This is a genomic window from Gemmiger formicilis (assembly GCF_900167555.1).
In the GTDB taxonomy this organism is placed as follows: domain Bacteria; phylum Bacillota; class Clostridia; order Oscillospirales; family Ruminococcaceae; genus Gemmiger; species Gemmiger formicilis.
In genome coordinates this window covers 1-22,657 of record NZ_FUYF01000022.1, presented here as the reverse complement: position 1 = coordinate 22,657, position 22,657 = coordinate 1, and the positions used below count along the sequence as shown (strand labels likewise).

Genomic DNA, 22,657 nt, shown 5'->3' with positions numbered 1-22,657 from the left:
GAGAAAACACCTATGAACGACATTTTTGAAAATACCGAAACCATGAAAGAAAACGAGCATCCCCGCTTTTACACCGCAGAATCCGTCATGCGCGGCCATCCCGACAAGCTGTGCGACCTTATTGCCGACAGCGTGCTGGACGCCTGTCTGCAGCATGATCCCGCCAGCCGTGTGGCCTGTGAGGTAATGGCAACCCACGGTCACATCATTGTAGCGGGCGAAATCACGACCTCGGCAAAGCCCGATGTGTTCAACATCGTCCGGGATGTGCTGCGGGATGTCGGCTATGACCCGAAGGGCTATCAGATCGACTGCTACATCCACGACCAAAGCCCCGACATTGCGGGCGCTGTCGAGCCGGAATTGGCTGAGGAAGAGGACGAGGACACCCTCGGCGCGGGCGATCAGGGGGTTATGGTCGGCTACGCCTGTAACGAAACACCCGAATACCTGCCGATGCCTGTGGTTGCCGCCCAGCGCCTTGTAACGCTGTTGGAAATTTCCCGCATGACCGGCGTTATCCCCGACATCGGCCCGGACGGCAAGGTGCAGGTCACAATGGAGTACGACGGCGATACCCCCGTGCGCATCACCACGGTGGTCGTCTCTGTGCAGCACAAAGAGGATACCGATATGGACAAGCTGGCAGATTTGCTGGACGAGTATGTGTTCCCGCTGGCCTTTGACGGTATGCCCGCCGATGACGCGGAAATCATCCTGAACCCCAGCGGCAAGTTTGTGCAGGGCGGTCCGGATGCCGATACCGGCTTGACCGGGCGCAAGCTCATGGTGGACAGCTACGGCACATTTGCGCCCCACGGCGGCGGTGCGTTCAGCGGCAAGGATGCCACCAAGGTGGACCGCAGCGCCGCGTACATGGCGCGGTACATTGCCAAAAACATGGTCGCCGCCCATCTTGCCGACCGCTGTCAGGTCACGCTGGCGTATGCCATCGGAGAAAAAGACCCTGTCATGGTGGATGTGAACACTTTCGGTACCGGCATCTGTGAGGATGACTGTTTGGCAGCAGCGGTGCGCAAGGTGTATGACCTGACCCCTGCGGGCATCATCAAGCAGTTGAACCTGCTGAACCCCATCTACTCCCGCACGGCGGCGGGCGGTCATTTCGGGCGTGAGGATTTTCCGTGGGAAAATGTTGAACATATGAGCGACCTCGCCGCTTACATTGTGTAATTGCCGCGCGTCAGCAAAGAGCAGGTCAATGCCGCCAACCGGATGACGGCGATAGAATTTCTGCGGCGGTACCGCCCCGGTTCGCTGGTGAAAAGCAGTGCGCGGGGCGAGTACCAGCTTGCGGAGCATGACAGCTTCAAGATAAACGGCGAATCCAGTGTGTGGCATTGGAAAAGCCGCGATATCGGCGGCAAGTCGGCGCTGAAATATTTGATTTATGTGGAAGGTGTACCGTTCGTAGAGGCGGTGCAGCTGCTGTGCGAGGAAAGCCCGATGTACATTCCTGTGCAGCATGAAGCAGTGGAGCGCGAGCGCCCGCCGTTCCGTCTGCCGAACCCCGCACCGAATAATGACCGCGTAACGCGGTATTTGCTGGGGCGCGGCATCTCACTGCCCACGATTCGCTACTGTATTGCGAGAAAAATTCTGTACGAAAGTGCAGAATATCACAACTGTGTTTTCTTGGGCAAAGACCCGCAGGGCGTGCCGAAATATGCGGCTCTGCGCGGTATTTATGACTATGGGAAACCGTTCAAGAGGGAGGCTCCCGGCAGTCAGAAACAGTACGGTTTCTGCATCCCGCCGATGCAGCCCGGCACCACCGTGGCGGTGTTTGAAGCCGCTATAGATGCCATGGCAGAGATGACGCTCTGCGGGGATGCTGCGGACAAATACCGTCTGTCGCTGGGCGGGGTCTCGTCCTCCGGCAAAGAACCGCTGGCCTTGCAGGAATTTCTGCGCCAGCACCCGGAGATCACCACGATAGAACTGCGTCTGGACAACGATGCCAAAGGGCGTATGGCGAGTGTCGGCATCCAGAAAATCTACGCTGACCGCTACGCCGTGCATGACCTGCCGCCCGACATCGAGAATGGAGATTACGCTGATATGGCAAAAAACAACCTGATGGCAAGAACTGCCGCCCACCGCGCAGTTTGCCGATAGAGAGAGATCAACATGAAAGTCAGAAATCGTTCGCCCACTTATAGGGCATAAACAGGAGGTAAATCGTTATGGCTGTGTTCCGTGTACAAAAGACGCAAAATTATACCATTATGTCCAACTATCACCTGAATGACAAGGCTCTTTCGCTCAAGGCGAAGGGGCTTTTATCTTTGATGCTGTCCCTGCCGGATAGCTGGGATTATACCACGCGCGGGCTGGCATCCATCTGCAAAGAGGGTGTGGACGGGATTCGGGCAACGGTTCGGGAACTGGAAAACGCCGGGTACATCATCCGCCGCCGTGTCCGTGACCAAAGCGGGCAGGTGCGCAGTATGGAGTACACGGTGTTTGAGCAACCGCAGAAACCAGAACCGGAAAATCCCGTACAGGCTAAACCTGAACGGGAAAAGCCTGTGCAGGAAAAACCCGCGCAGGAAAATCCTGCACAGGAAAATCCCACACAATTAAATACTAAAGAAACAAATAACGAAAATAGTAAATACGAATCAGACCTTATCCGCACGCAGTACCGCAACCTGATTCTTGACAACATCGAGTATGCGCTGCTTGCGGCGCGCAATCCGACAGACAGGGCACGGTTGGATGAACTTGTACACCTGATGCTGGACACCGTCTGTGCAAGGCGAAAAACGATTCGCATTGCGCAAAACGACTTCCCGACAGAGGTGGTGAAATCGCAGTTTTTGAAGCTGAACGCCGAACATATCCAGTATGTTTTGGACAGGATGCGGCAGAACACCACCGAGATCCGAAACATCAAGCAGTACTTACTGGCGGCGCTGTACAATGCGCCGCTGACGATGGAAAACTACTACGCCGCGCAGATCAACCATGATCTGTACGGCAGAAACCGAGGTGATGCAATTTGCTGATGAAATTTTATTCTCCGCTGACTGCGGAATTTTTCCCGAATGAACCTGATTGGGAGGACGAATCTTACAACGAATACGAGGGTTGCCAGCTGAACGGTCATGACCTGCTGCAATATGCCGACGCTGTTAATGAGGCTGTGAAAAAGGACATTGCAGATTTCAACGGCGACCTGATGCAGTATTACCACGAGGACGATTTCGTCCGCCGCAAAGTGGTAAGTGCAGTGCCGTCTGTGGAAATTTGCGGCAACAAACTATGCGGGTGCATGAACGTGGAATTGCGGGAACCCTTGAACGAGGGTGAGCAGGCGGCTCTCTGCGACTACATTTCCGGTCAGTACAGCGACGGCTGGGGCGAGGGCTTTGAGCAGCGGGATATTCGTGTGGATGACGGCACGTTGGCTGTTCATTTCTGGCAGGAAGATGGATTCAAGATGACACCATCTTTTGAGAAAATCCCGAAACCGGGAAAGAATTCTCTGCGCCCCAAGATGCAGCTGATTGGGCAGGACGGCAATATTTTCGCCATCATGGGTCGCGCATCCCGGCTGCTGAAAAGCAGCGGGCAAGGTGACAAAGCCAAAGAAATGCGTGACCGCGTTATGTCCTGCGACAGCTACCAGAAAGCACTCAGCATCGTTTCCGAGTATGTGGAAACCGAACTGTCGCCCAGCCCTACGCCCAAGCGTGACCGGGGTGATGCCAGATGAAGAAATACGAAATCACCGACATCGCCCATCCCGACAACCCGAACCTGCACCGCATTCGCGCGGTGACAGACTTGACCGAGGATGTCCTTGCTGGGATGCTCGGCGGCTATGTGGAAAGCTGCGATAACCTCGACCAAGAGGGGCGTGCATGGATTTCGGAGGATGCCATCGCCTGTGAAAATGCAGTTGTCTGCGGGGATGCAGTTCTTACAGATCACGCCGTTGCAAAGGGCTGCGCCTATGTCGGAAAGAACGCCACCGTGACAGGGGATGCGACTGTGCAGGATGATGCCATCGTCTGCGGCGGGGCCATTATGGGAAAAAGCTGTGTCTGCGGTTATGCCGTGATTCGGCAGGATGAGCAAACCTTGTGCGCACCGATCATTGACGGCAGCACCCGCATCTATGGCGAAATCTCCGGCAATGTAGTCTGCCGCGGCAATGCCGTTGTCCTGCCCGGCACTAAGCTCGACAACAGGACGCAGGACTGCTTTGTACTCGAAGATGACCGTGTTTCTGTGCAGACGGCAAGCCGGACCCGGCCCCCGAAAGAACCCCGTACCCATGATTTTGAACGATAAGAAAGAAGGATGCCTTTGACGAACACTCCCGAAACGCTCAACATTCTCAACCCTGATTTCCGGATGCCCGAACACTGCGGCGGTGACCGCTGGTCGATCCTGCACGGGGATTCCCTGCAAATTCTCCGCCAGTTTGAACCGAACAGCTTCGATGCCATCATCACCGACCCGCCCTATGCCAGCGGCGGCAGTAGCCAGACTACCAAAAACCGCAGCACCAGCGAAAAGTACAGCAGCATGAGCAAAGAAAAGGCGCTGCCCGACTTCGATTCTGACCAGATGGATCAGCTGAGTTGGATGTTCTGGACGGCGGCATGGCTGCAGGATACCCGCCGCATTGCCAAGCCCGGCGCGCCCGTCTGCCTGTTCATCGATTGGCGGCAGCTGCCCGCCATGACGCTGGCTTTGCAGTGGGCGGGCTGGACCTGGCGCGGTGTAGCCGTGTGGGATAAAGTCGCCAGCCGCCCGCAGAAAGGACGCTTTCGTCAGCAGTCCGAGTACATTGTGTGGGGGTCGAACGGCAAAATGCCGCTTGAGAGAAATGTTGGGTGTCTGCCGGGCGTGTTCCGATACCCGAACCCGCAGAACCGCATCCATGTCACCGAAAAGCCCTTGCAGCTCATGCGGGATGTGGTGCAGATCTGCGAGCCGGGCGGGCGCATCCTTGACCCCTTTGCCGGGGCAGGCACCACCGTGCTGGCCGCTGTGCAGGAAGACTATGAGGCTGTCGGCATTGAAATGTCGGACGCCTACTTCCAGCGCAGCACTGAACGGCTGAAAACTGCCCTTGAATCCGAAGTGAATCAGAACTGATTCACTATTTTGCAAGAGATACCGAAAAGTGAATCAAATCTGATTCACTCCCGAAATTCAGAAAGGAAACACGAAAATGAAACGACCTTGGGCTTTTATCTGCGCCAGCGAGGGCGCGACCTCCAAACATCTCCGCAATTATTGCCGTGAAGTCTACCTGCTGGGCTACCTGCCGGTATGCCCCAAATTGCAGGACAGCCAGTATTTGGTGCTGGAAGATGCCGTGGAACGCAGCGAGTACACCGCCATTGTGCGGGATAAGCTGTTGCGCTGCCCGATGCTGGTGGTCTGCAGCCGCAATCAGGACGCTACCACCAACGCACAGATCGGTTTGGCACAGAAGTATAACCGCATTGTGACGACCTTGGACGGTTTGAAGAAAGCCGTTTCGGAGGGAGATGACCTTGTGTCGTGAACCGTTTTGCGGGGTGTCGTGTTTTGCTAGCATAGCGTCTGGTCGACCAGACGCACATTTTGGGGATGCCCCAAACCCCTGCCGTGCGTAAACGCAGATTTGTTGTCTCATTCCATGTCGATGAGAATGAATTATCATTCTTGAATCGGCAGGTTGCGGCCAGCAGTCTGAACCGAGAGGAATACCTGCGCACGCTCATTGTAGGCAAAGAAATCCATCCGCGCCCCTGCACGCACCATGCCGATCTGCTCCGCAAGGTGGCAGGGCTGTGCAACAATGCAAATCAGCTTGCCCACCGTGCCAACAGTACCGGAACAGCAGGGCAGGGGAGTGTGGATGAAATGACCCGGCTAACCCAAGAGGTCTGGCGGGAAGTAAAAGAAAACTGGTAAAGGAGTCACTATGAAAAATGGCCTACACATCCGTGATCCCTGTGCGCCGCCTTGATCGCACAGTGGACTATGTACAGAACAAAGAAAAAACAACACCGAAATCTCTGGAAGAAGCTGTGGACTATGCGGCAAACCGGGATAAAACCGAATCAGCCTGTTTTGAAACGGGACTGGGCTGCACAACCACCAGCGCCTTTGAAGATATGCGATTGAATACGCTTCGCTGGCACAAAGAAACCGGTGTGCAGGGATACCATCTTGTCCAGAGTTTTGCAGAAGGGGAGGTGACTCCAGAACTGGCTCACCAGATCGGTGTCGAGTTTGCTGAGCAGCTACTGCATGGGAAATACCAAGCAATTGTGACAACGCATTTGAACACTAAGCATTACCACAACCACATTGTATGGAGCGCCGTCAGCTTGGAGGATGGGAAAAAGTACCACAGCAACAGCAAAAGCTATTACACTGAGGTACGCGCCCTTTCAGACGCGCTCTGCCAAAAGTATGGGCTTTCCATCATTGAAACACCGGAATCGCTGCGAGGAAAGCGGCAATATGAAAAGTGGAGGGCTGAGAAAAACAACCAGCCCACATGGCGCACAGCTATTCGGCAGGATGTGGACGATGCCATTCAGCAGAGCCTTACGTGGCGGCAGTTTCTTTCCGTGCTGGAACGCAAAGGGTATGATGTCCGCATGGGGCGCAAGTATCCCGTTTTGCGTCCACCCGGAAAAGAGCGCTTTGTTCGATTCAAAACGCTGGGCAAGAGGTATATCCCCGAAGCGATTCAGACGCGCATCCTGTATCCACGAAGCTACCGCCCTTATGTTGAAAATCCACCAACAATCCAACATGGCCGTCTGCGCAGCGGCAAGCCCCGCCGCAAGCTGACCGGACTGCGGGCGCTCTACTACCGCTACTTGTACGAGTTGGGCGCACTCCCCCGCAAGCCGAGCCGTCCAAGTTATGCTGTTCGGCAGGATGCCTACAAGTTAGACCAGCGCATCCGGCAGATGGAGTTTTTATCTAAGAACAACATTGACACGCTGGCACAGCTGGAAACCTACCGACAAGCCAAGCTGGGTGTAATTGTCCAGCTCACTGCAGAAAGAAAATCGCTGTATAAAACAAACCCGGACAGCCTACGCATCCAGCAAGTCAACACAGCCCTAAAGCAGCTTCGCCAAGAAGAACGTCTCTGCCGCAAAATCGCAGAACACTCCCTAGAAGTGCAGCAACACCTCACCGAAGCCCGCCGTGACCGCGCTGAACAGCAACAGCGCGAACAGGAACACGAGCGTGACCGCCGCCCTAACATTGATTTGACACTATAATCTTGAAAGGAAGGATGCCTATGAAATATCCCAACAAAGACTACATCGAACACCTTCGCCGCAAGTATCCGCCCGGTACGCGGCTGCAACTTGGCTGCATGGAAGATGAGTTTCCCGTGCCGCCCGGTTCTATGGGCACGGTGGAATGTATCGACGATGCCGGACAAATCCACATGAATTGGGATTGCGGGCGCAGCCTTGCCCTCATCCCCGGCGTGGATTCGTTCAGCCGCTTGCCCGTGCCCAAAGAAAAGGACGGTGACGCCAGATGAATTACGGCTCCGAACCTGCGGATCAGGTCGTCCGCTACTCGCTGGAGGGTGCGGAGTTTGCCCTGCGCATCTCCGGCACCGCTGCGAAAAACTTCTTTATTTTCGCACAGGCGGTGCTGCATGACAGCAAAAAGACCCACGGCAAAACGCACCTCATCCGGCTGCTGAAAGAACAGAAACCGCTGAAATTTTTCACGGTAGACAAAGACCGTATGCATGATTTTGCCCGTGCTGCCAAAGCGCATGGTCTGCTGTTTTGCCCCATCCGCGACAAGATGGACCCCGACCACATTGAAATCGCCATTTTGCAGGACGATGCGTCCAAGGCCAACCGTATCATTGAAAAATTACAGTTGGATGTCGTGGACATCGGTACGGCAGAACTGGTCGATGCCGTGCAGCAGAATTTGGAAAATGCAGCCCCCAACCACGAGGACACGCCCGCCGTGGATTTTCCTCTGGGCTCGGAGAACGCCAGTCCGTCCGAGCCTTTCTCCGACAGCAGCAAATCTTTTGCAAACTCGCCGTCGCCGCGCGCCGATCAGCTTCGAGCCAAGGGTGAGCGCCCCAGCGTTCGCATGGAACTGCAGAATATTACCGCCTACCTGCGCCGCAAGGTCGAGCCGCCGAAAGACCGTATGCCGAAGATGCCGGTAAAAATCCGGCGCAAAGAAAAGGTGCGGTAAATGTTTTCTGTTTGTTTTCAAATGACGGATAGCTATTTGACCATGCTTATGGTATGTTGGCGATAGGAGGTGCAAAAACAATGACAGAACGCAAAGTGAAACTTGACCGTGCCAACAAAAGCATCCTGCTCCGGGCGCTGGGCGATGTCTACTACGGTCAACGCGCCCGCGGCGGCAGCGCCGAAGAAACGGGGCGGCTAATCCTGCGGGTGAACGATTTGCCCGCAGGAGGTAAGCTGACGATGTCAGCGGCAGAGTATCGGCTGGCAAAAGCAGCCCTCAACCAACTGCGCACCCGGCGCTTGGCTGAGGGCGGCTACACTGATGCCGTGGATGATGCCCTCGCGCGGCTGCTCCACGCCCACACGCCGCTGTTTATCTGGTGAATCTGGCTATGACATGGGAAAAATTCTGGTCTATCATTGACCGAGTCCGCGCCCAAGCGGATATGCAGGATGAAGCGTCCGTGAACCAGTTCCTTTACACGGAACTCATCAAATTGCCGCAGGATGAACTGCTCGGCTTTGATTGCGCATGGCAAAGTTATCGCAATAAAGCCAACTTTCCCAAAATGGCCGCGGCGGCCTGCGTCATCAATGACGGCAGTTCGGATGACAGATTTACCGATTTCCGTAACTGGCTGATTATGCAGGGGTACGATGCTTATCGGCAGGCGCTGATTGATCCCGATAACCTTGCGGCACTCAACATTCCGTTCCGAGATACTGAGTGGATGGGATGCGGGAATGTGGCGTGGTATGCCTACGCGGGGCAGAAGCTGCGCGCCTATTTTGAGAAAGCAGGTATCGCCGCTGAACTGCACAGAAGGTATCCAACCCTGCTGAAATTGCCTGACGATTTGAATCGGGCAATCATGCAGGAGCAGCTTGCGCCCCACCGTGCGCAGGAAACCGAATGGGAACGGCAAATGCTGCGGACGGAAGTTAAGCATTACATTGAAGTCAGTGACTTGGCATACAGCTACAACAAATTCTATGCCCAAAACATGCCCGACAAAGTTGCATGGAAAACGCTGCAAAGCGATTTGTTTGCAAATCTGCCGCAAATCAAGGCGGAACGTATGCCGCAGGACTTTTCCGTAGTTTTGCCGAAGTTGTGGAGAAAGCGTCAGGCATGGGATGTTGAGCGTACAAAGCGCCCGCCCTATCGCGGCGAAGAAAGGTAGCCTACCACGCCGGGAAGAAAGAATCCTTGGTGGGTTTGGCTGCTGCCGTTGCCTATTGTCTGGTGGGCGGCGCTGGCGGTGGCTTGCCGCTGGCAGCCGGGCATGAAAATAACGGCTCTGCTGGATGCGCTGAACAGCGCACTGGCAGAGCCGTTTGCGTTGGCGTGGAGTCAAGACAGCCCGCGCTTTTTGCTTGTGTTTACGGTGATTTACGCGGTAGTGCTTATCGTGGCTGTGTCGGATCAGAAGAACACCCGCCCCGGTGCGGAGCATGGCTCGGCGGCTTGGGGCGATGTGTTCCGGCTGAATAAGTTCTACATGGATAAGCGCGGACCGAATCTGCTGCTGACGCAGCATTTCTACATTGGAATCGACGGCTATAAGCACAAGCACAACACCAATATCCTCATCGTCGGCGGCTCCGGTGCAGGCAAAACGCGCACCTACGGTGTGCCGAATGTACTGGAATGTGCCTGCTCTATGGTAATTACAGATCCAAAGGCCGAAATTTTGCGTAAGACCGGCAATTTGTTAAAAGAAAAGGGCTATGAGGTTATCGTGTTCGACCTCATAAATCCCGCTGCATCGTTCTGTTACAACCCGTTTGTGTATGTGCATGATGACCGTGAAGTGCTGACCTTGATTGAAAATCTGATTCAAAACACCACACCATCACATTCAAAAAGCAGCGACCCCTTCTGGGAAAAGTCCGAAACTGCGCTGCTCCAAGCCCTTATGTTGTACCTGCTGCACGAGGCCCCGCCCGAAGAACAAAACTTCCCGATGGTGATGGAGATGATAGCCGCCGCCGAAGTCCACGAGGACGATGACAACTACCAATCCCCGCTGGACATCTTGTTCGAGCGCTTGGAAATGCGTGAACCCGACAGCATCGCTTGTAAGCAGTACCGCATTTTCAAACAAGCGGCTGGCAAGACCGCCAAGTCCATTTTGGTCAGCGTGGGTGTGCGCCTTGCCGCGTTCAATCTGCCGTCCATTGCCAAGCTGACGATGACGGACGAGCTGCATTTGCAGGAATTGGGCGAGCGCAAAATTGCGCTGTTCTGCTGCATCCCGGACTCGGATAAGTCGCTCAATTATCTGGTCGGCATGATTTACACACAACTCATCCAAACGCTGTATCGCCAAGCCGACCGCATACACAAAGGTCGTTTGCCTGTGCCTGTGCATTGCCTTATGGACGAGTACGCCAATATTTCCTTGCCAAAAGATACCTTTTTGTCGGCGTTGGCCACCATGCGTTCCCGCGCAATTTTCTGTTCCATCATCGTGCAGAACATGGCGCAGCTCAAAGCCATGTACAAGGACGATTGGGAATCGCTGGTCGGTCTGTGCGACGAGTTTCTCTATCTCGGCGGCACCGAGAAAGAAACCCACAAGTATGTTTCGGAACTGCTGGGCAAGGAAACCATCTCCACCACCAGCTATAACCAAAGCAAGGGACGCAGCGGCAGTTACAGCATCAACCACCAGCAATCCGGGCGCGATCTTATGACCCCGGACGAGGTGCGGCTGCTGGACAACAGCAAATGCATCCTGTTCATCCGAGGGGAGCGCCCGGTGGTGGACTACAAATATAACCTGCTCAAGCATCCCAACATCCGCTGCACCGAGGACGGCGGCGCAGCCCCTTACGACTACACAGCCGCCGACAATGCGCGGGACGATCTGCCCGGCGCACCCGACAATTACGAACTGCTGGATATGGACGATTTTCTGCCCGCCGAAGCCGCAGAAATGAAGCCAACCATACAAAGAATTAGGAGGCCCAAATGAAGCTGAATAACAACAAAAAATCCGTAAAAATTTCTCGCAGCCTGTTTATGCTGTACGCCGTCATGGTGTGCGGCATTGTTTTTGCCCTGCCCGCCTTTGCCGCAGATGACCCGCTGGTGGTCGTGGAGAACCTCTCCACATTCATCTTTTCGCTGATCCGCGCGGTGGGCCTTATCCTGCTGGGGTGGGGCATCGTGCAGGTCGGCCTGTCCTTGCAGAGCCACGACCCCAGCCAGCGCAGTCAAGGTTTTCTGACGCTGGCCGGTGGGCTGGTTATCACGTTCGCCAAAGAAATCCTCGACCTCATTACCGCGTGAGGGCAGCACCAAGAGGAAAGGTGGTGATGCCCTGTGGGTGAGTCTTGGATCGTCAGCAACTTAAACGCCGCACTCTCCACATGGAACGACAAGTTGGCGGAGATTTGGTCGCTGCTGACCGAAAGCCCGCAAACCTTCAAGGGCGGGCAGGTCTGGGGCGTGATGACCGGCATTCACGGCGCTTTGCAGGCAATCGGCTATGGGCTGCTCGTGCTGTTTTTTGCCGTGGGCGTCATGAAAACCTGCGGCAGCTTTGTGGAAGTCAAAAAGCCCGAACACGCCCTCAAACTGTTCATCCGCTTTGCGCTGGCCAAGGGCGCGGTAACGTATGGGCTGGAATTGATGCTGGCGGTTTTCTCCATCGTGCAGGGCATGGTGTCCACCATCATCACCCAATCGGGCAGCTCCGGCATGAGCAGCGTATCGCTGCCACAGGAGTTGATCGACGCCATCAACAACGTGGGCTTTTGGGATAGTATTCCGCTGTGGGCGGTCACGCTGATCGGCGGGCTGCTGATTACGGTTTTATCTTTTACCATGATTCTCACGGTCTACGGCAGAATGTTCAGCCTGTGGATGTATGCCGCCATTGCACCGATTCCGCTGGCTACCTTTGCGGGTGAGCCTACCAGCAGCGTCGGCAAAAACTTCATCCGCAGTTATGCAGGGGTCTGTTTGCAGGGCGTGGTGATTGCCTTGTCCTGCATTATTTTTTCCGCCATCTCGTCCAGCCCGCCCGCCGTGGATACCGGTGCATCTGTGGTGACGGCTGTCTGGACCTATGTTGGGGAACTGGCGTTTAACCTGCTGGTGCTGGTGGGAGCCATTAAGGGCTGTGACCGCATCGTGAAAGAAATTATGGGGTTGTAAAGCAAAAGCGACGCACCATTATGGTGCGCCGCAAATATTATGCCTGATGATAGAGAATCCATTCCAGCAAATCCGCTGCCTTTGCACGACCGCTTGCAATTTGCAAAATAATGTCAATCAGTTCTTCCTGCGTGTAGTCAAGTTCAATTCCGTTAATTGCCAGAAAAACCAGCATAACGTGGGCGCCGATGCGCTTGTTGCCATCCACGAATGGGTGATTGCAGACTAAGCCAAATCCAAGCTGTGCCGCCTTTGCCTGCACGGATGGATATAGATACTGCCCGCCGAATGTGGCAAAAGGCGCATTCAAAGCAGATTCCAATAATCCATCGTCACGGACACCGGCAGTACCACCAAATGCTTCCAGCAGGGTATTGTGCAGTTTTAACACCTGCTCCTTGCTCAGCGTTTTCATTTGGCAAGCACCTCATAGGCTTGCTTGTTTTTGGCAATCAGGCGCTTGGAGATTTCGAGAATATCCTCGTCTTTAGCCTGTTGCTCGTCCTCGACTTGGCTGAACTCCATAAGGACATAACGCGGGACATTATTCTTTAAGATGACCGCCGCGCCGTTCTCATCAACCATCCGTGCTACACGGGAAAAATTCTGGTTGGCCTCCGTGATGGATACAAGATTGTCTGTGTTAATAACCATAATTCAACGCCTCCTTTGAGTATAGTATACACGAATTATAGGATAAATTCAACCTATTTATTAAAGAAGGAAGGAATGCAGTATAGAAATCAAAATACCGAAAGAAGTCCGCGACTACCACGAAAATATCTTTTTCGGGCTGAACACCAGGCAGTTTATTTGCTCGGTGCTGGCGGTCGGCGTGGCAGTAGGCATCTACTTTGCCTTGCAGCCGTATGTCGGCACCGAGGAAATCGGTTGGATGTGCATTTTAGGTGCTGCGCCGTTTGCCGCCTGCGGGTTCTTTACATACCACGGCATGACCGCCGAACAGGTGCTTTGGGCGTGGTTCAAATCTGAAATCCTATGCCCGAAACGCCTTGTGTTCAAGTCCGACAGTTACTACTACGAAGCCATGCGGCCCGCCATCCGTGCGGGCATGAAACGAAAGAGAGGTTTGCCTATGAAGAAAAACACCCATGACAGCGAGGAAACCGCTTGATTAAAACCCTGTCGAAAGCGCAGAAGATGGAACGCGAAAAGTTCCGTATTCCGCGCAGTGTGCAGGATGCCATTCCCATCCGCCGCATCTTTGCGGATGGGATTTTCCAAGTCGGCAACCAGTATTCCAAGACGTGGTCGTTTACCGACATCAACTATGCTATCGCCGGCAAAGAGGACAAAACCAGTATGTTCCTTGATTACTCGGAACTGCTGAATGCTCTCGACTCCGGCGCATCGGCCAAAATCACGATTTACAACCGCCGCATCAATAAGGCCGAGTTCGAGCGCAGCGTCCTGCTGCCCGACAAGGATGATGGTCTGGACGAATACCGCCATGAGTTCAACCAGATGCTGACCGCCCAAGTGACCGGCACCAGCAACAGCATTGTGCGGGAACGCTACTTGACCGTGAGCGTGGTAAAACGCAATGCAGACGAAGCCCGCAGCTACTTTGCCCGCGTTGGCACGGATCTGGTGACGCACCTTGCACAGCTTTCCTCGGTGGCAACCGAACTGACGCTGAACGAGCGCCTGCATATTTTCCGCGACTTTTTCAAAGCAGGGGAACAGGCTGCGGCGGAGTTCAATATCCACGAACACGCCAAACGCGGCCAGCATTTCAAAGATTGGTTCTGCCCCGACAGCATGGAATTTGCCGCCGACCATTTTAAGCTGGATGCCCGGTATGGCAGGGTGCTGTACTTGCAGGACTACGCGAGCTACATCAAGGACAGCTTTGTGTCGGAACTCTGCGACCTTGACCGCGATTTGATGCTGTCCATCGACATCCTGCCGGTGCCTACGGACGAAGCTGCCCGCCAGCTGCAAAGTACGTTGCTGGGCGTGGAAACGAATGTCGCCAACTGGCAGCGCCGCCAGAACGCCAACAACAATTTTACTGCCACGATTCCATACGATATGGAGTTGCAGCGCAAGGAAACCAAGGAGATGCTCGACGACCTGACGACTCGCGACCAGCGCATGATGTTCGGCCTTGTGACACTCGTGCATCTGGCTGACAGCAAAGAGCAGCTCGACAGCGACACCGAAACGCTCTACTCCACGGCGCGTAAGCACCTATGTCAGCTTTCCACGCTGCGCTGGCAGCAGAAGGACGGTCTGGACACGGTGCTGCCGTATGGACTGCGGAAAATCCAAGCCCTGCGAACCCTTACCACCGAAAGCACCGCCGTGCTGATTCCGTTCCGCGCACAGGAAATCATGCAGCCGAACGGTCTGTACTACGGGCAGAACGCCGTCAGCAAAAATATGATCGTGGCAGATCGCCGCTTGCTGCTGAACGGCAACAGTTTCCGTTTGGGCGTGTCCGGCTCCGGCAAGAGCATGAGCGCCAAGGAAGAAATCGTGCAGATCGCACTCTCCACCGAGGATGACATCCTCATCCTCGACCCGGAAAGTGAGTTCGGCTATCTGACCGAAGCCCTCGGCGGCGAGGTCATCCGCATTTCGGCTACGTCCGATACCCACATCAACGCGCTGGACATGGACCGCGCCTACGGTGATGAGCGCAATCCCATCGTCAGCAAGTCGGAGTTTGTGCTGTCGCTGTTCGAGCAGCTCATCGGTGATGGCATGGTGACCGCGAAAGAAAAGTCCATCCTCGGTCGCTGCACCGAGCAGGTGTACCTGCCCTACATCCGCAACGGCTACCAAGGCACACCGCCTACACTGCAGGACTTTTACCGTCTGCTTCAGATGCAGCCCGAACCCGAAGCACAGGGGCTGGCGCTTTCGTCCGAGTTGTTCATTACCGGCACACTGAACACCTTTGCCCGGCACACCAATGTGGACACACAGGCGCGGATCATCGCCTACGATATCCGCGAACTGGGCGAGCAGCTTATGCCGCTGGGGATGCTGGTGACGCTGGATGCCATTTATAACCGCGTCATTCAGAATTGGAAGAAAGGCCGCAGAACGTGGATTTTCTGCGATGAGTTTTACATTTTGTTCCGCTATGAGTACAGCGCGAATTTTTTCTACAAGCTGTGGAAGCGCATCCGCAAGTACAACGGACTTGTGACCGGGCTGACGCAGAATGTGGACGAACTGCTGCGCTCCGATACCGCCCGTCTGATGCTGGCCAACTCGGAGTTTCTGGTAATGCTGAACCAGAGCGCCACAGACCGCGCGGAACTGGCGAAACTGTTGAACATCTCCGACAACCAGCTTGGCTATGTCACCAATGTCCCCGCAGGCTGCGGGCTGATTCGCTGCGCGGGCAATATTGTTCCATTCACCAATTCCTTCCCGAAGGATACAAAGCTCTATAAACTGATGTCGACCAACCCGTCTGAGAAAAGGGAGTAAAGCCATGCAATACAAAAATAGAGGACCGCCGCAGCGGTCCGAAGGGGTGCTACAAACTTGAATTCGACGCTATGATATTTCCTTTTCGTCATCTCTCGGTGGTCGAACATAGCGTAGCATTTCTTTTACACAAGCACCGAATTGCAAGAAATTGGATTTTGCTTCTTTTAGTGTTATTCCATGATTGGAGTCGCTTGGCTCGTTATCAGAAGTGATGAACGGGTCATTCTCCCAAAAGCAAACGGGACAAATATACCCACAATCTTCATCTGCCGGGACATTGTAGGTAAGAAATCCACAACAAGGACATGGATATTTTTTCATTACGGAGTTTGTTCGCCCCTTTCATTTTTCAAATTTATAGACCTATTTTAATGCTGCCAAATATTGTTTTCCAAATCCCGCAGCCGTCCCTTATAGTCATCTATCAGAGCCTGAACATTTTCCCCCTGCGGGAAGGTCACCAGATAGCCGTCCCCGGCCTCATGAAAACCAATGATTCCCGCAAGCCCTGCCATCTCGGCCACTTTCAGCAGGGTGTGGTAGTCATACTCGGCGGCACTGATATATAAATTCATGGGAGAAACCTCGCGTTTTAAAGATATAGTCCTATTATAGCGACATTCTTTCATAAATGCAAAGAAAATGCTGTATCGTCCAGAATCGGAAGATACAGCATTGCTTTTTTATATGTAATGGCCCTTTAGCCCAATTTGTTGTCTGGCCTTGACCGAGCGATTGCTCTGGCATGGTCTAAGGCGCAGTGTGTAGGTGCGGGATGTTTCCCACGATTGTTTTGATTACGAGACTTATTATAGTGGAGACTTGTGTGCAGAATTTAAAAGCCGTTTGAACGATTTTGAAACTTCTTTTGAAGAAATTATGACAGGGGTGATGCCATGAAAGAGATAAAAGAAAAACCAACCAAGCGTGTGCCGAGAAGCAATGCTGCAGGGAAAATCCCGAAAGCTGCGCTGAAAAAGGCGTGGACAGAAGCCAAGGAGAAAAGCCGAACCAAGCTGCGGGAAAGCATCTCTACGCAGGGGGAAGGCAACTATACCACAGCCCAAGACACTGCGGCGATGCTGACAGATACATCCTATTCTGCCATCAAGCAAAACACCGATTTCACCGTAGAGCAAGGCCGCAAGCTTGCCCTCAAGCAGATAGAAAAGTACCGCGAACGCCGCGCCGCAGAACAAACCGAAACAACCCGCACCCACACCGCTGGTGAGCACAATGTCAGCCCGAAACAGACCGAGCGCGGCACGCTGCCCGATGCAGAGCAACGTCCGCGTTGTGGGGCAGATTTGCCCCGACAGCGGGCAAAAGAAAAAGCCGTCACCGCCAAGACCGCGCCACGAGATATTCGTGGTGTGACCCAAGGTCAGCGCCAACTGCGAACCGTCGCAAATGAAACTGTGCGGAGCATAACAACCCAAACACAAATGCAGACCCGTACCCGTCAAGTGCAGCTTGCTATCCAGAAAGCCGCCAGCAGCACCTGCAAGACGGCTGTGGCGGTACGCTCGGCAATACGGCATTTTCTTGTCAGCCTGCACAGTCTTGTCGCGGCCATTGCTGCAGGGATTAGCGTGGCACTCAGCATTATTATTGTCATCAGCCTTGTGGCCTTTGTGTCCGGCTCGGCCTATGGCATCTTTTTTGCCGCCAATGCCCCCAACGCCGACACAATTACCGTACAACAGGCAGTAGAAACACTGACAGTAGAATACCGCGACAGGCTGGAAGAAATCTCCGACACCGTACAGCATGACCGCCAAGACATTACAGCCAACGATGACATGTACTACATTCGTTGGCAAGATGTCCTGGCGGTCTTTTCTTCGTATGTTTCGGGAAATGAACAAGGCGCACCCGTTGCGGCACTGACAGAGGAACAGGTGGATAAACTGCGGGAAACTATGTGGGCAATGAACGCAGTGGACTATTCCACCCACCCGGAGACGACTACCATAGACACTACCGATGAGGACGGCAACCCGACTACCACAGAAATCACCGAAACTGTCCTTGTAATCGAACTGACCCACAAAACACCCGACGAGATGGCGGCAGATTATCATTTCACCACCCGTCAGAACACCTATCTGCAACTTTTACAAGACCCGCAGTATGAGGAACTGTGGGCAGAATTGCTCGGCGGTTTTGCACAGGGCGGTGGAGAACTTATGAACCCGGACAGCACCCGCATCCCGACAGGCACCCTGCAATGGCCGCTGCCTGTCGCGGGTACGATTACTTCTCAATTTGGTCACCGCGTGGACCCCATCACCGGCGAGGTAAGCTCCCACACCGGCACCGACATTGCCTGTGCCGAGGGAACACCGATCCTCGCCGCCGCAGACGGCATCGTCACCGGTGCCAACGGTCTTGATAGCTGGGGCGGCAGCTACGGTTACTACATCCAAATTGACCATGGCGACGGGCTGGAAACACTATATGCACATTGTTCAAGTATCTGCGTTACAACAGGGCAGCAGGTGCAGACCGGACAGGTTATCGGCTATGTCGGCCACACTGGGCGAGCCACAGGCAGCCATCTGCACTTGGAGGTACATGTAAACGGAAGCAGGGCAGACGCAATGAGTTATTTCGGAACGTAAATTGTAAAGAAAAACATCGATGAAATAGTGAATCCACTAATAAGCAAAATAGCCGTCCGCACTGACCGATGGGCGGCTATTTTTTGTTTACGCCCATTTAAAATCAACGTCTGTAACATCTTCATGATATGAATTTTATATGGAAGTATTATGTTTATCATTATCGCTGTCACGCATTTTCTCAATAGCGTTTTTTAGTAATGGTGGAATCGATGCTCCCATCTTTTCTGCGTTTTCCAGAATACTCCCCAATTCGGATACAATGTACCAAAACAGGACGATTGGCGTAAGCAGCATGTCATAATTAAAAGGAAGGGTAAGTCCTGAAATGTGATTCAGCGTTAATCCAAGCAAAATGTCGGTCAAGACACTGACAAAAACCATAATGATGCTTCCGCCTTTATGCCACAACCCTTGCCTGGCTTTATGGGAACTCCATTCGCCATTTTTAATGGCTTGTGCTGTGCCGGTCAGACAATCCAGCATCATACAGGCAGCATACAAGACAACAAGCCAACCAAGCCAGCCGTGCATTGCAGCCCATAAGCCAATGGCACCAACACCGGCAGCCTTTTCAACAGAATCTGTTTGCATACCTCAATAGATTCTCCTTTTGCTCATTTACTATTCAAAGAGAGTAAATACCGCAAAATGTAAACGCGATTTACATTTTACAGTATTTGCTCTCTTTACTTTTTGAGTGGCCACTCAAAAAGATGAAAAAAGGAGAATAAAAATGGCATACGAATTTAACCATTACTACGAGATTCAGAACGTAGCTACGGGTAAATACGTGAACGTCCTGGGCAATCACGAGGATGGTACCGTAAAAAACGGTGAAACGGTTAACCTTTTCAACCGCACGAACAACCCTGATCAGCGTTGGGCGTTGGAAAATTTCGGAGGCAATGGCAATGTCCGCATTGTTTTGCAGCGGGGCGAAGGCTGGTACGCGTTGAACTATAATACGCGAAACACCAATTGCATCGTTTGGCACCTGAATACCGCGGATGATACTGACACGGTTATTACTACCGTTGAGGTAGAAAATCGCCCCAATACTTATTATCTTATGCTGCGGGACCGCAGCATTTACCTGACGGCTGTTGGCACTGCCCTAAAATGGAGTGCCTATACGGGCGAAGAAGAACAGATGTTCACCATTTTGAAACCTGGCACCGGCAGTGATGGCAGTGATAGCGGAGAAGTCTCTAATGTTCCCGATTCGAAGCTGGTAACCAAATTTATTCCGGCTTACGAAGGAAATTACACGAAAGACCGCAAAGCACAGGGTGGGACTATTTCTGAAATCACAATTCACCATTGCGCAAGCATTTTGACCATTGACGCGCTGGGCGCACTGTGGCAGCGTGAAGGACGAAAGGGGTCTTCCCACTACGGTGTTTCTGAAACCAGCATCGGCCAGTATGTCCACGAGAATGATGTGGCCTGGACGAACGGTAACTGGGAGGCAAACTGCCGCGCAGTAACGATTGAAACCTCTAACAGCGCTGGTGCTCCAGATTGGCCCGTATCGGATACGACGTTCAATACTCTTGTAACGCTGGTTGCAGATATCGCCCGCCGCAACAGTCTGGGCAAATTAGTTAAAGGGGAAAACTTGACGTGGCACAGCATGTATGCCGCTACTGCCTGCCCCGGCCCCTACCTTTCCAACAAACTTCAGGAACTTGTTGATAAGGCCAATGCCATTAATGGATTTTAATTGTTTTCGGTTCTTGGTTTACAAAACCTTCTGCATAAGCTCTTTATTTAGTGAACGTTCAAAAAAGCGCCTGACGAGGTGCGAATGCCAATCAATCAAAGGAGTGACAAAGCATGTATACTTTTGAAAGATTTTACTATTTTCGCCCGTATCGAGGCAAAAGCAATTATTGGTTGAATCGCTATGGTGAGGGTGCTATCTCTAGCCATCAGAAAGCCACGCTTTATACGGCAACGGGGGCTGCGGATCAGCGACTTCAAGTTCACAAAGTCGATGGTGGGTGTCAGCTGATTTCGGCTCTTTCGACGGATTTTAAAGATGAGACGAAGATGTTTGGCTTGAACATCTATGGTAGTAAAGCAGGCAGCGTTTGCGATTTCTTCCCTGTGTATAACAATTTCGATGACGCGCTGATTGATTTGCTAACTGTTGATGCTGCCAATAGCCTGTATCGCATCAAACTAATCAAGCACAATCTTTATCTGACTCCGGCATCTAACGCGAACAATGCAGGGCTGACTTGGGAAACGGCATCTAACGCCGATAACCAGGTGTGGCAGCTTTGTGCATCACAGTCCAGCGGTGGTTCCAGTGGTGGCGATTCTACCAATAGTGGCGGTGGTGTAGGCCCGTACGGTGACTATGTTTATCCGACCGTTTCTCGGAAATATAGCAGAACGTATTCGTATTCTCACCCCGCAATGGATATTCGTGATATTGCCCAGGATCATAATGTATATGCAATTGCAGATGGTATCGTTGCATATACACAAAATTCCTCTGGCAGTTGGAAGCCGGGCACTACTAGTCACGATAACACAATGGAATCCATGGGCAACTGCATCGCAATCAATCACGTGAATCCATTTAATGGTCATTCTGACAATCGTTCTGGTGCATACGCAAGATCTATTTATATGCATATGGCAGAAAACCCGACTGTACGCCCCGGTGATACTGTTAAGAAAGGACAGATCATTGGCACCATTGGAACAACTGGTGTTTCTAGCGCAAATCATTTGCATTTTAGCATCAGTGTTGGCAACGGGAGCTCTTTGGCACCGGGCCAGACAGGCTGGATTCAAATTAAGTTCTTACCGGATTTCAACCCGGTATATGCATTCCCTGAGTATAGCCTCTAATGAATAACACTGCACAACAAAATCAATAGCGAAAAGAGACGTTTTGCTGAACTCCGGTGAGGTTAAGCAAAACGTCTCTTTTTAATATACTCCAAAAAAATCACTTTGTGATAGAGGAATCATTCAAAGAAAGAAGTAAATACCGACTATATTGGTTCTCTGGATGAATAGCAAAAGTGTAATTCAAAACACCTAAATCATCCACGTATCCAGGTTCTTTCCATATCATTTTTGCATTGCAATAAAGTGTTTGACCATCTAACGAAATACTATCTGAATCTAATTCAGCATAAAGATACCCATAGTCATATGCGTCACAAATTTGAGTCAATCCGTTTTCTGATTTTGGAAGATAGTTACTATAATCGATTGAATCACCGAACATAGAATGTAAAAGATTGGAATAGTAGTCGGTAGGATAGCATTCATTACCATTTGTGTCAAATTCTTTTTTGTCCGGAAATTTTTTCTGTAAATAAAGCGAAGAGATCAACCAAAAATCATATTGTTGGAACGAATCACCATCATCGGGCACATTGACTATATTGCCGAAGTGCGTGTCATTCCAATAATCCAGGAAAAGTTCTTTTTCTTCATTTGCTGAAAGCGCGCTTTCGGCGGAAGAAACATCATTATTATCAGAACTGGAATCTTCCTCGTGTGGTATTATGTTATCCGTCTCCGAAGAAGATGAACCGACATCAAATTCGGAATAACTTATTGGAGAATTAAAAGACAAGAACGAACAGCCAGTAAAAATAAAAATGAAAATAATGCCAAATAAAAAAACGTAGTATTTTTTCATCTTAATCTCCTTGAATCATGAATATCAATCTTGATTTTCCCAAATATTGGTTTACAAAAAGTACTTTCTACGCTCTTTACTTAATGAACGTTCAAACAAGTTCCTGACGAGGAGCAAATAAAAAAGAATAGGAGAATATTAAATGGCTTTTCAGTACAATCACTACTATGAAATCTATAATGGCGGCAAGTACGTAAACCTGAATGGTGACCACGAAAATAATGTGGTCAACAACGGTGAAAAAGTCACCATGTATGCCCGCACGAACAATCCCGACCAGCGTTGGGCACTCGAACGCTATGGCAGTGATAACCAGGTGCGAATTGTTCTTCAGCGCGGTGGCGGTTGGTATGCCCTGAATTACAACACCGAAAATACCAATTGTATCGTTTGGCACCTGAACTCCGCTGCGGACAAGGATACCGTTATTACGCTGGAACCGGCTGTAAGTTTCGGTGGCGTATATCGTCTGAAACTGGCACAG

28 protein-coding genes are annotated in these 22,657 nt (G+C 52.2%); 22 read left to right on the top strand and 6 right to left on the bottom strand.

Annotated elements, in window-relative coordinates:
• Positions 1–12 precede the first annotated feature (12 nt).
• The 16 genes from metK (at position 13) to B5D32_RS12520 (ending at position 12,405) form a co-directional block, all read left to right on the top strand.
• Complete coding sequence (gene metK / locus B5D32_RS12595) at positions 13–1,194, top strand: methionine adenosyltransferase (protein ID WP_242943469.1); 1,182 nt, start codon at positions 13–15, stop codon at positions 1,192–1,194.
• The gene (locus B5D32_RS12590; protein ID WP_078785348.1) at positions 1,195–2,139 is read left to right on the top strand and encodes a DUF3991 and TOPRIM domain-containing protein; all 945 of its coding nucleotides are present in this window, start codon (positions 1,195–1,197) and stop codon (positions 2,137–2,139) included. It begins immediately after the preceding gene.
• Positions 2,140–2,207: 68 nt separating this feature from the next.
• On the top strand, positions 2,208–3,032 hold the full coding sequence (locus B5D32_RS12585; RefSeq protein ID WP_078785347.1) for a DUF6017 domain-containing protein: 825 nt from the start codon (positions 2,208–2,210) through the stop codon (positions 3,030–3,032).
• Entirely contained in the window at positions 3,032–3,742 is a 711-nt protein-coding gene (locus tag B5D32_RS12580) for a hypothetical protein (protein ID WP_078785359.1), read from the top strand. Before B5D32_RS12585 ends, B5D32_RS12580 begins: the two co-directional genes overlap by 1 nt.
• Positions 3,739–4,323 carry a hypothetical protein gene (locus B5D32_RS12575; RefSeq protein ID WP_078785346.1) on the top strand — a complete coding sequence of 195 codons (585 nt, stop codon included), beginning with the start codon at positions 3,739–3,741 and terminating at the stop codon, positions 4,321–4,323. The genes B5D32_RS12580 and B5D32_RS12575 overlap by 4 nt, the downstream gene beginning before the upstream one ends.
• A gap of 63 nt (positions 4,324–4,386) precedes the next feature.
• Positions 4,387–5,136 (top strand): DNA-methyltransferase, encoded by a 750-nt coding sequence (locus tag B5D32_RS12570; protein ID WP_338108550.1) that lies wholly within the window; start codon positions 4,387–4,389, stop codon positions 5,134–5,136.
• Positions 5,137–5,212: 76 nt separating this feature from the next.
• Positions 5,213–5,551, top strand: a complete 339-nt coding sequence (locus B5D32_RS12565; RefSeq protein WP_078785318.1) for a hypothetical protein — start codon at positions 5,213–5,215, stop codon at positions 5,549–5,551.
• 65 nt (positions 5,552–5,616) lie between these two features.
• Complete coding sequence (locus tag B5D32_RS12560; RefSeq protein ID WP_418593079.1) at positions 5,617–5,943, top strand: plasmid mobilization protein; 327 nt, start codon at positions 5,617–5,619, stop codon at positions 5,941–5,943.
• A 17-nt stretch (positions 5,944–5,960) separates the two neighbouring features.
• Positions 5,961–7,277 carry a relaxase/mobilization nuclease domain-containing protein gene (locus B5D32_RS12555; RefSeq protein WP_078785344.1) on the top strand — a complete coding sequence of 439 codons (1,317 nt, stop codon included), beginning with the start codon at positions 5,961–5,963 and terminating at the stop codon, positions 7,275–7,277.
• Positions 7,278–7,297: 20 nt separating this feature from the next.
• On the top strand, positions 7,298–7,549 hold the full coding sequence (locus B5D32_RS12550) for a DUF4314 domain-containing protein (RefSeq protein WP_078785343.1): 252 nt from the start codon (positions 7,298–7,300) through the stop codon (positions 7,547–7,549).
• Entirely contained in the window at positions 7,546–8,235 is a 690-nt protein-coding gene (locus tag B5D32_RS12545) for a PcfB family protein (protein WP_078785342.1), read from the top strand. The genes B5D32_RS12550 and B5D32_RS12545 overlap by 4 nt, the downstream gene beginning before the upstream one ends.
• 80 nt (positions 8,236–8,315) lie before the next feature.
• The gene (locus tag B5D32_RS12540) at positions 8,316–8,621 is read left to right on the top strand and encodes a hypothetical protein (RefSeq protein ID WP_078785341.1); all 306 of its coding nucleotides are present in this window, start codon (positions 8,316–8,318) and stop codon (positions 8,619–8,621) included.
• An 8-nt stretch (positions 8,622–8,629) separates the two neighbouring features.
• The gene (locus B5D32_RS12535; RefSeq protein WP_078785340.1) at positions 8,630–9,421 is read left to right on the top strand and encodes a DUF4240 domain-containing protein; all 792 of its coding nucleotides are present in this window, start codon (positions 8,630–8,632) and stop codon (positions 9,419–9,421) included.
• Positions 9,422–9,523: 102 nt separating this feature from the next.
• A complete protein-coding gene (locus B5D32_RS12530; RefSeq protein WP_078785357.1) occupies positions 9,524–11,218 on the top strand; it encodes a VirD4-like conjugal transfer protein, CD1115 family in 1,695 nt (564 codons plus the stop codon).
• Positions 11,219–11,265: 47 nt separating this feature from the next.
• Positions 11,266–11,535 carry a glutamyl-tRNA amidotransferase gene (locus B5D32_RS12525; protein ID WP_244141055.1) on the top strand — a complete coding sequence of 90 codons (270 nt, stop codon included), beginning with the start codon at positions 11,266–11,268 and terminating at the stop codon, positions 11,533–11,535.
• 33 nt (positions 11,536–11,568) lie between these two features.
• The gene (locus tag B5D32_RS12520) at positions 11,569–12,405 is read left to right on the top strand and encodes a VirB6/TrbL-like conjugal transfer protein, CD1112 family (protein WP_078785338.1); all 837 of its coding nucleotides are present in this window, start codon (positions 11,569–11,571) and stop codon (positions 12,403–12,405) included.
• Positions 12,406–12,442: 37 nt separating this feature from the next.
• On the opposite strand, the gene B5D32_RS12515 is transcribed toward B5D32_RS12520, so the two are convergent.
• Entirely contained in the window at positions 12,443–12,820 is a 378-nt protein-coding gene (locus B5D32_RS12515) for a type II toxin-antitoxin system death-on-curing family toxin (RefSeq protein WP_078785337.1), read from the bottom strand.
• Positions 12,817–13,059 (bottom strand): type II toxin-antitoxin system Phd/YefM family antitoxin, encoded by a 243-nt coding sequence (locus tag B5D32_RS12510; RefSeq protein ID WP_078785336.1) that lies wholly within the window; start codon positions 13,057–13,059, stop codon positions 12,817–12,819. Before B5D32_RS12510 ends, B5D32_RS12515 begins: the two co-directional genes overlap by 4 nt.
• An 82-nt stretch (positions 13,060–13,141) precedes the next feature.
• On the opposite strand from B5D32_RS12510, the gene B5D32_RS12505 reads away from it, so the two are divergent.
• Positions 13,142–13,540: a PrgI family protein gene (locus B5D32_RS12505; RefSeq protein WP_078785335.1), complete on the top strand. Its 399-nt coding sequence runs from the start codon at positions 13,142–13,144 to the stop codon at positions 13,538–13,540.
• Positions 13,537–15,873 (top strand): VirB4-like conjugal transfer ATPase, CD1110 family, encoded by a 2,337-nt coding sequence (locus B5D32_RS12500; protein WP_338108548.1) that lies wholly within the window; start codon positions 13,537–13,539, stop codon positions 15,871–15,873. The genes B5D32_RS12505 and B5D32_RS12500 overlap by 4 nt, the downstream gene beginning before the upstream one ends.
• Positions 15,874–15,942: 69 nt before the next feature.
• Here B5D32_RS12500 and B5D32_RS12495 read toward each other — a convergent pair whose 3' ends face one another.
• Both B5D32_RS12495 and B5D32_RS12490 read right to left on the bottom strand, forming a co-directional pair.
• Positions 15,943–16,197 (bottom strand): CPCC family cysteine-rich protein, encoded by a 255-nt coding sequence (locus B5D32_RS12495; RefSeq protein ID WP_078785334.1) that lies wholly within the window; start codon positions 16,195–16,197, stop codon positions 15,943–15,945.
• A gap of 47 nt (positions 16,198–16,244) precedes the next feature.
• Positions 16,245–16,451, bottom strand: a complete 207-nt coding sequence (locus B5D32_RS12490; RefSeq protein ID WP_078785333.1) for a hypothetical protein — start codon at positions 16,449–16,451, stop codon at positions 16,245–16,247.
• A 321-nt stretch (positions 16,452–16,772) separates the two neighbouring features.
• Here B5D32_RS12490 and B5D32_RS15625 point away from each other — a divergent pair, with 321 nt between their 5' ends.
• Positions 16,773–18,500: a M23 family metallopeptidase gene (locus B5D32_RS15625; protein WP_242943468.1), complete on the top strand. Its 1,728-nt coding sequence runs from the start codon at positions 16,773–16,775 to the stop codon at positions 18,498–18,500.
• Positions 18,501–18,635: 135 nt separating this feature from the next.
• On the opposite strand, the gene B5D32_RS12480 is transcribed toward B5D32_RS15625, so the two are convergent.
• Complete coding sequence (locus tag B5D32_RS12480; protein ID WP_078785332.1) at positions 18,636–19,094, bottom strand: phage holin family protein; 459 nt, start codon at positions 19,092–19,094, stop codon at positions 18,636–18,638.
• A 142-nt stretch (positions 19,095–19,236) separates the two neighbouring features.
• On the opposite strand from B5D32_RS12480, the gene B5D32_RS12475 reads away from it, so the two are divergent.
• Both B5D32_RS12475 and B5D32_RS12470 read left to right on the top strand, forming a co-directional pair.
• Entirely contained in the window at positions 19,237–20,226 is a 990-nt protein-coding gene (locus B5D32_RS12475; RefSeq protein ID WP_078785331.1) for an N-acetylmuramoyl-L-alanine amidase, read from the top strand.
• Positions 20,227–20,339: 113 nt separating this feature from the next.
• Positions 20,340–21,368, top strand: a complete 1,029-nt coding sequence (locus B5D32_RS12470) for a M23 family metallopeptidase (RefSeq protein WP_078785330.1) — start codon at positions 20,340–20,342, stop codon at positions 21,366–21,368.
• 100 nt (positions 21,369–21,468) lie between these two features.
• On the opposite strand, the gene B5D32_RS12465 is transcribed toward B5D32_RS12470, so the two are convergent.
• Complete coding sequence (locus tag B5D32_RS12465) at positions 21,469–22,173, bottom strand: hypothetical protein (protein WP_078785329.1); 705 nt, start codon at positions 22,171–22,173, stop codon at positions 21,469–21,471.
• A 142-nt stretch (positions 22,174–22,315) separates the two neighbouring features.
• Here B5D32_RS12465 and B5D32_RS12460 point away from each other — a divergent pair.
• Positions 22,316–22,657 (top strand): hypothetical protein (locus B5D32_RS12460; RefSeq protein ID WP_143402758.1); only part of this gene is annotated, 342 nt, incomplete at its 3' end.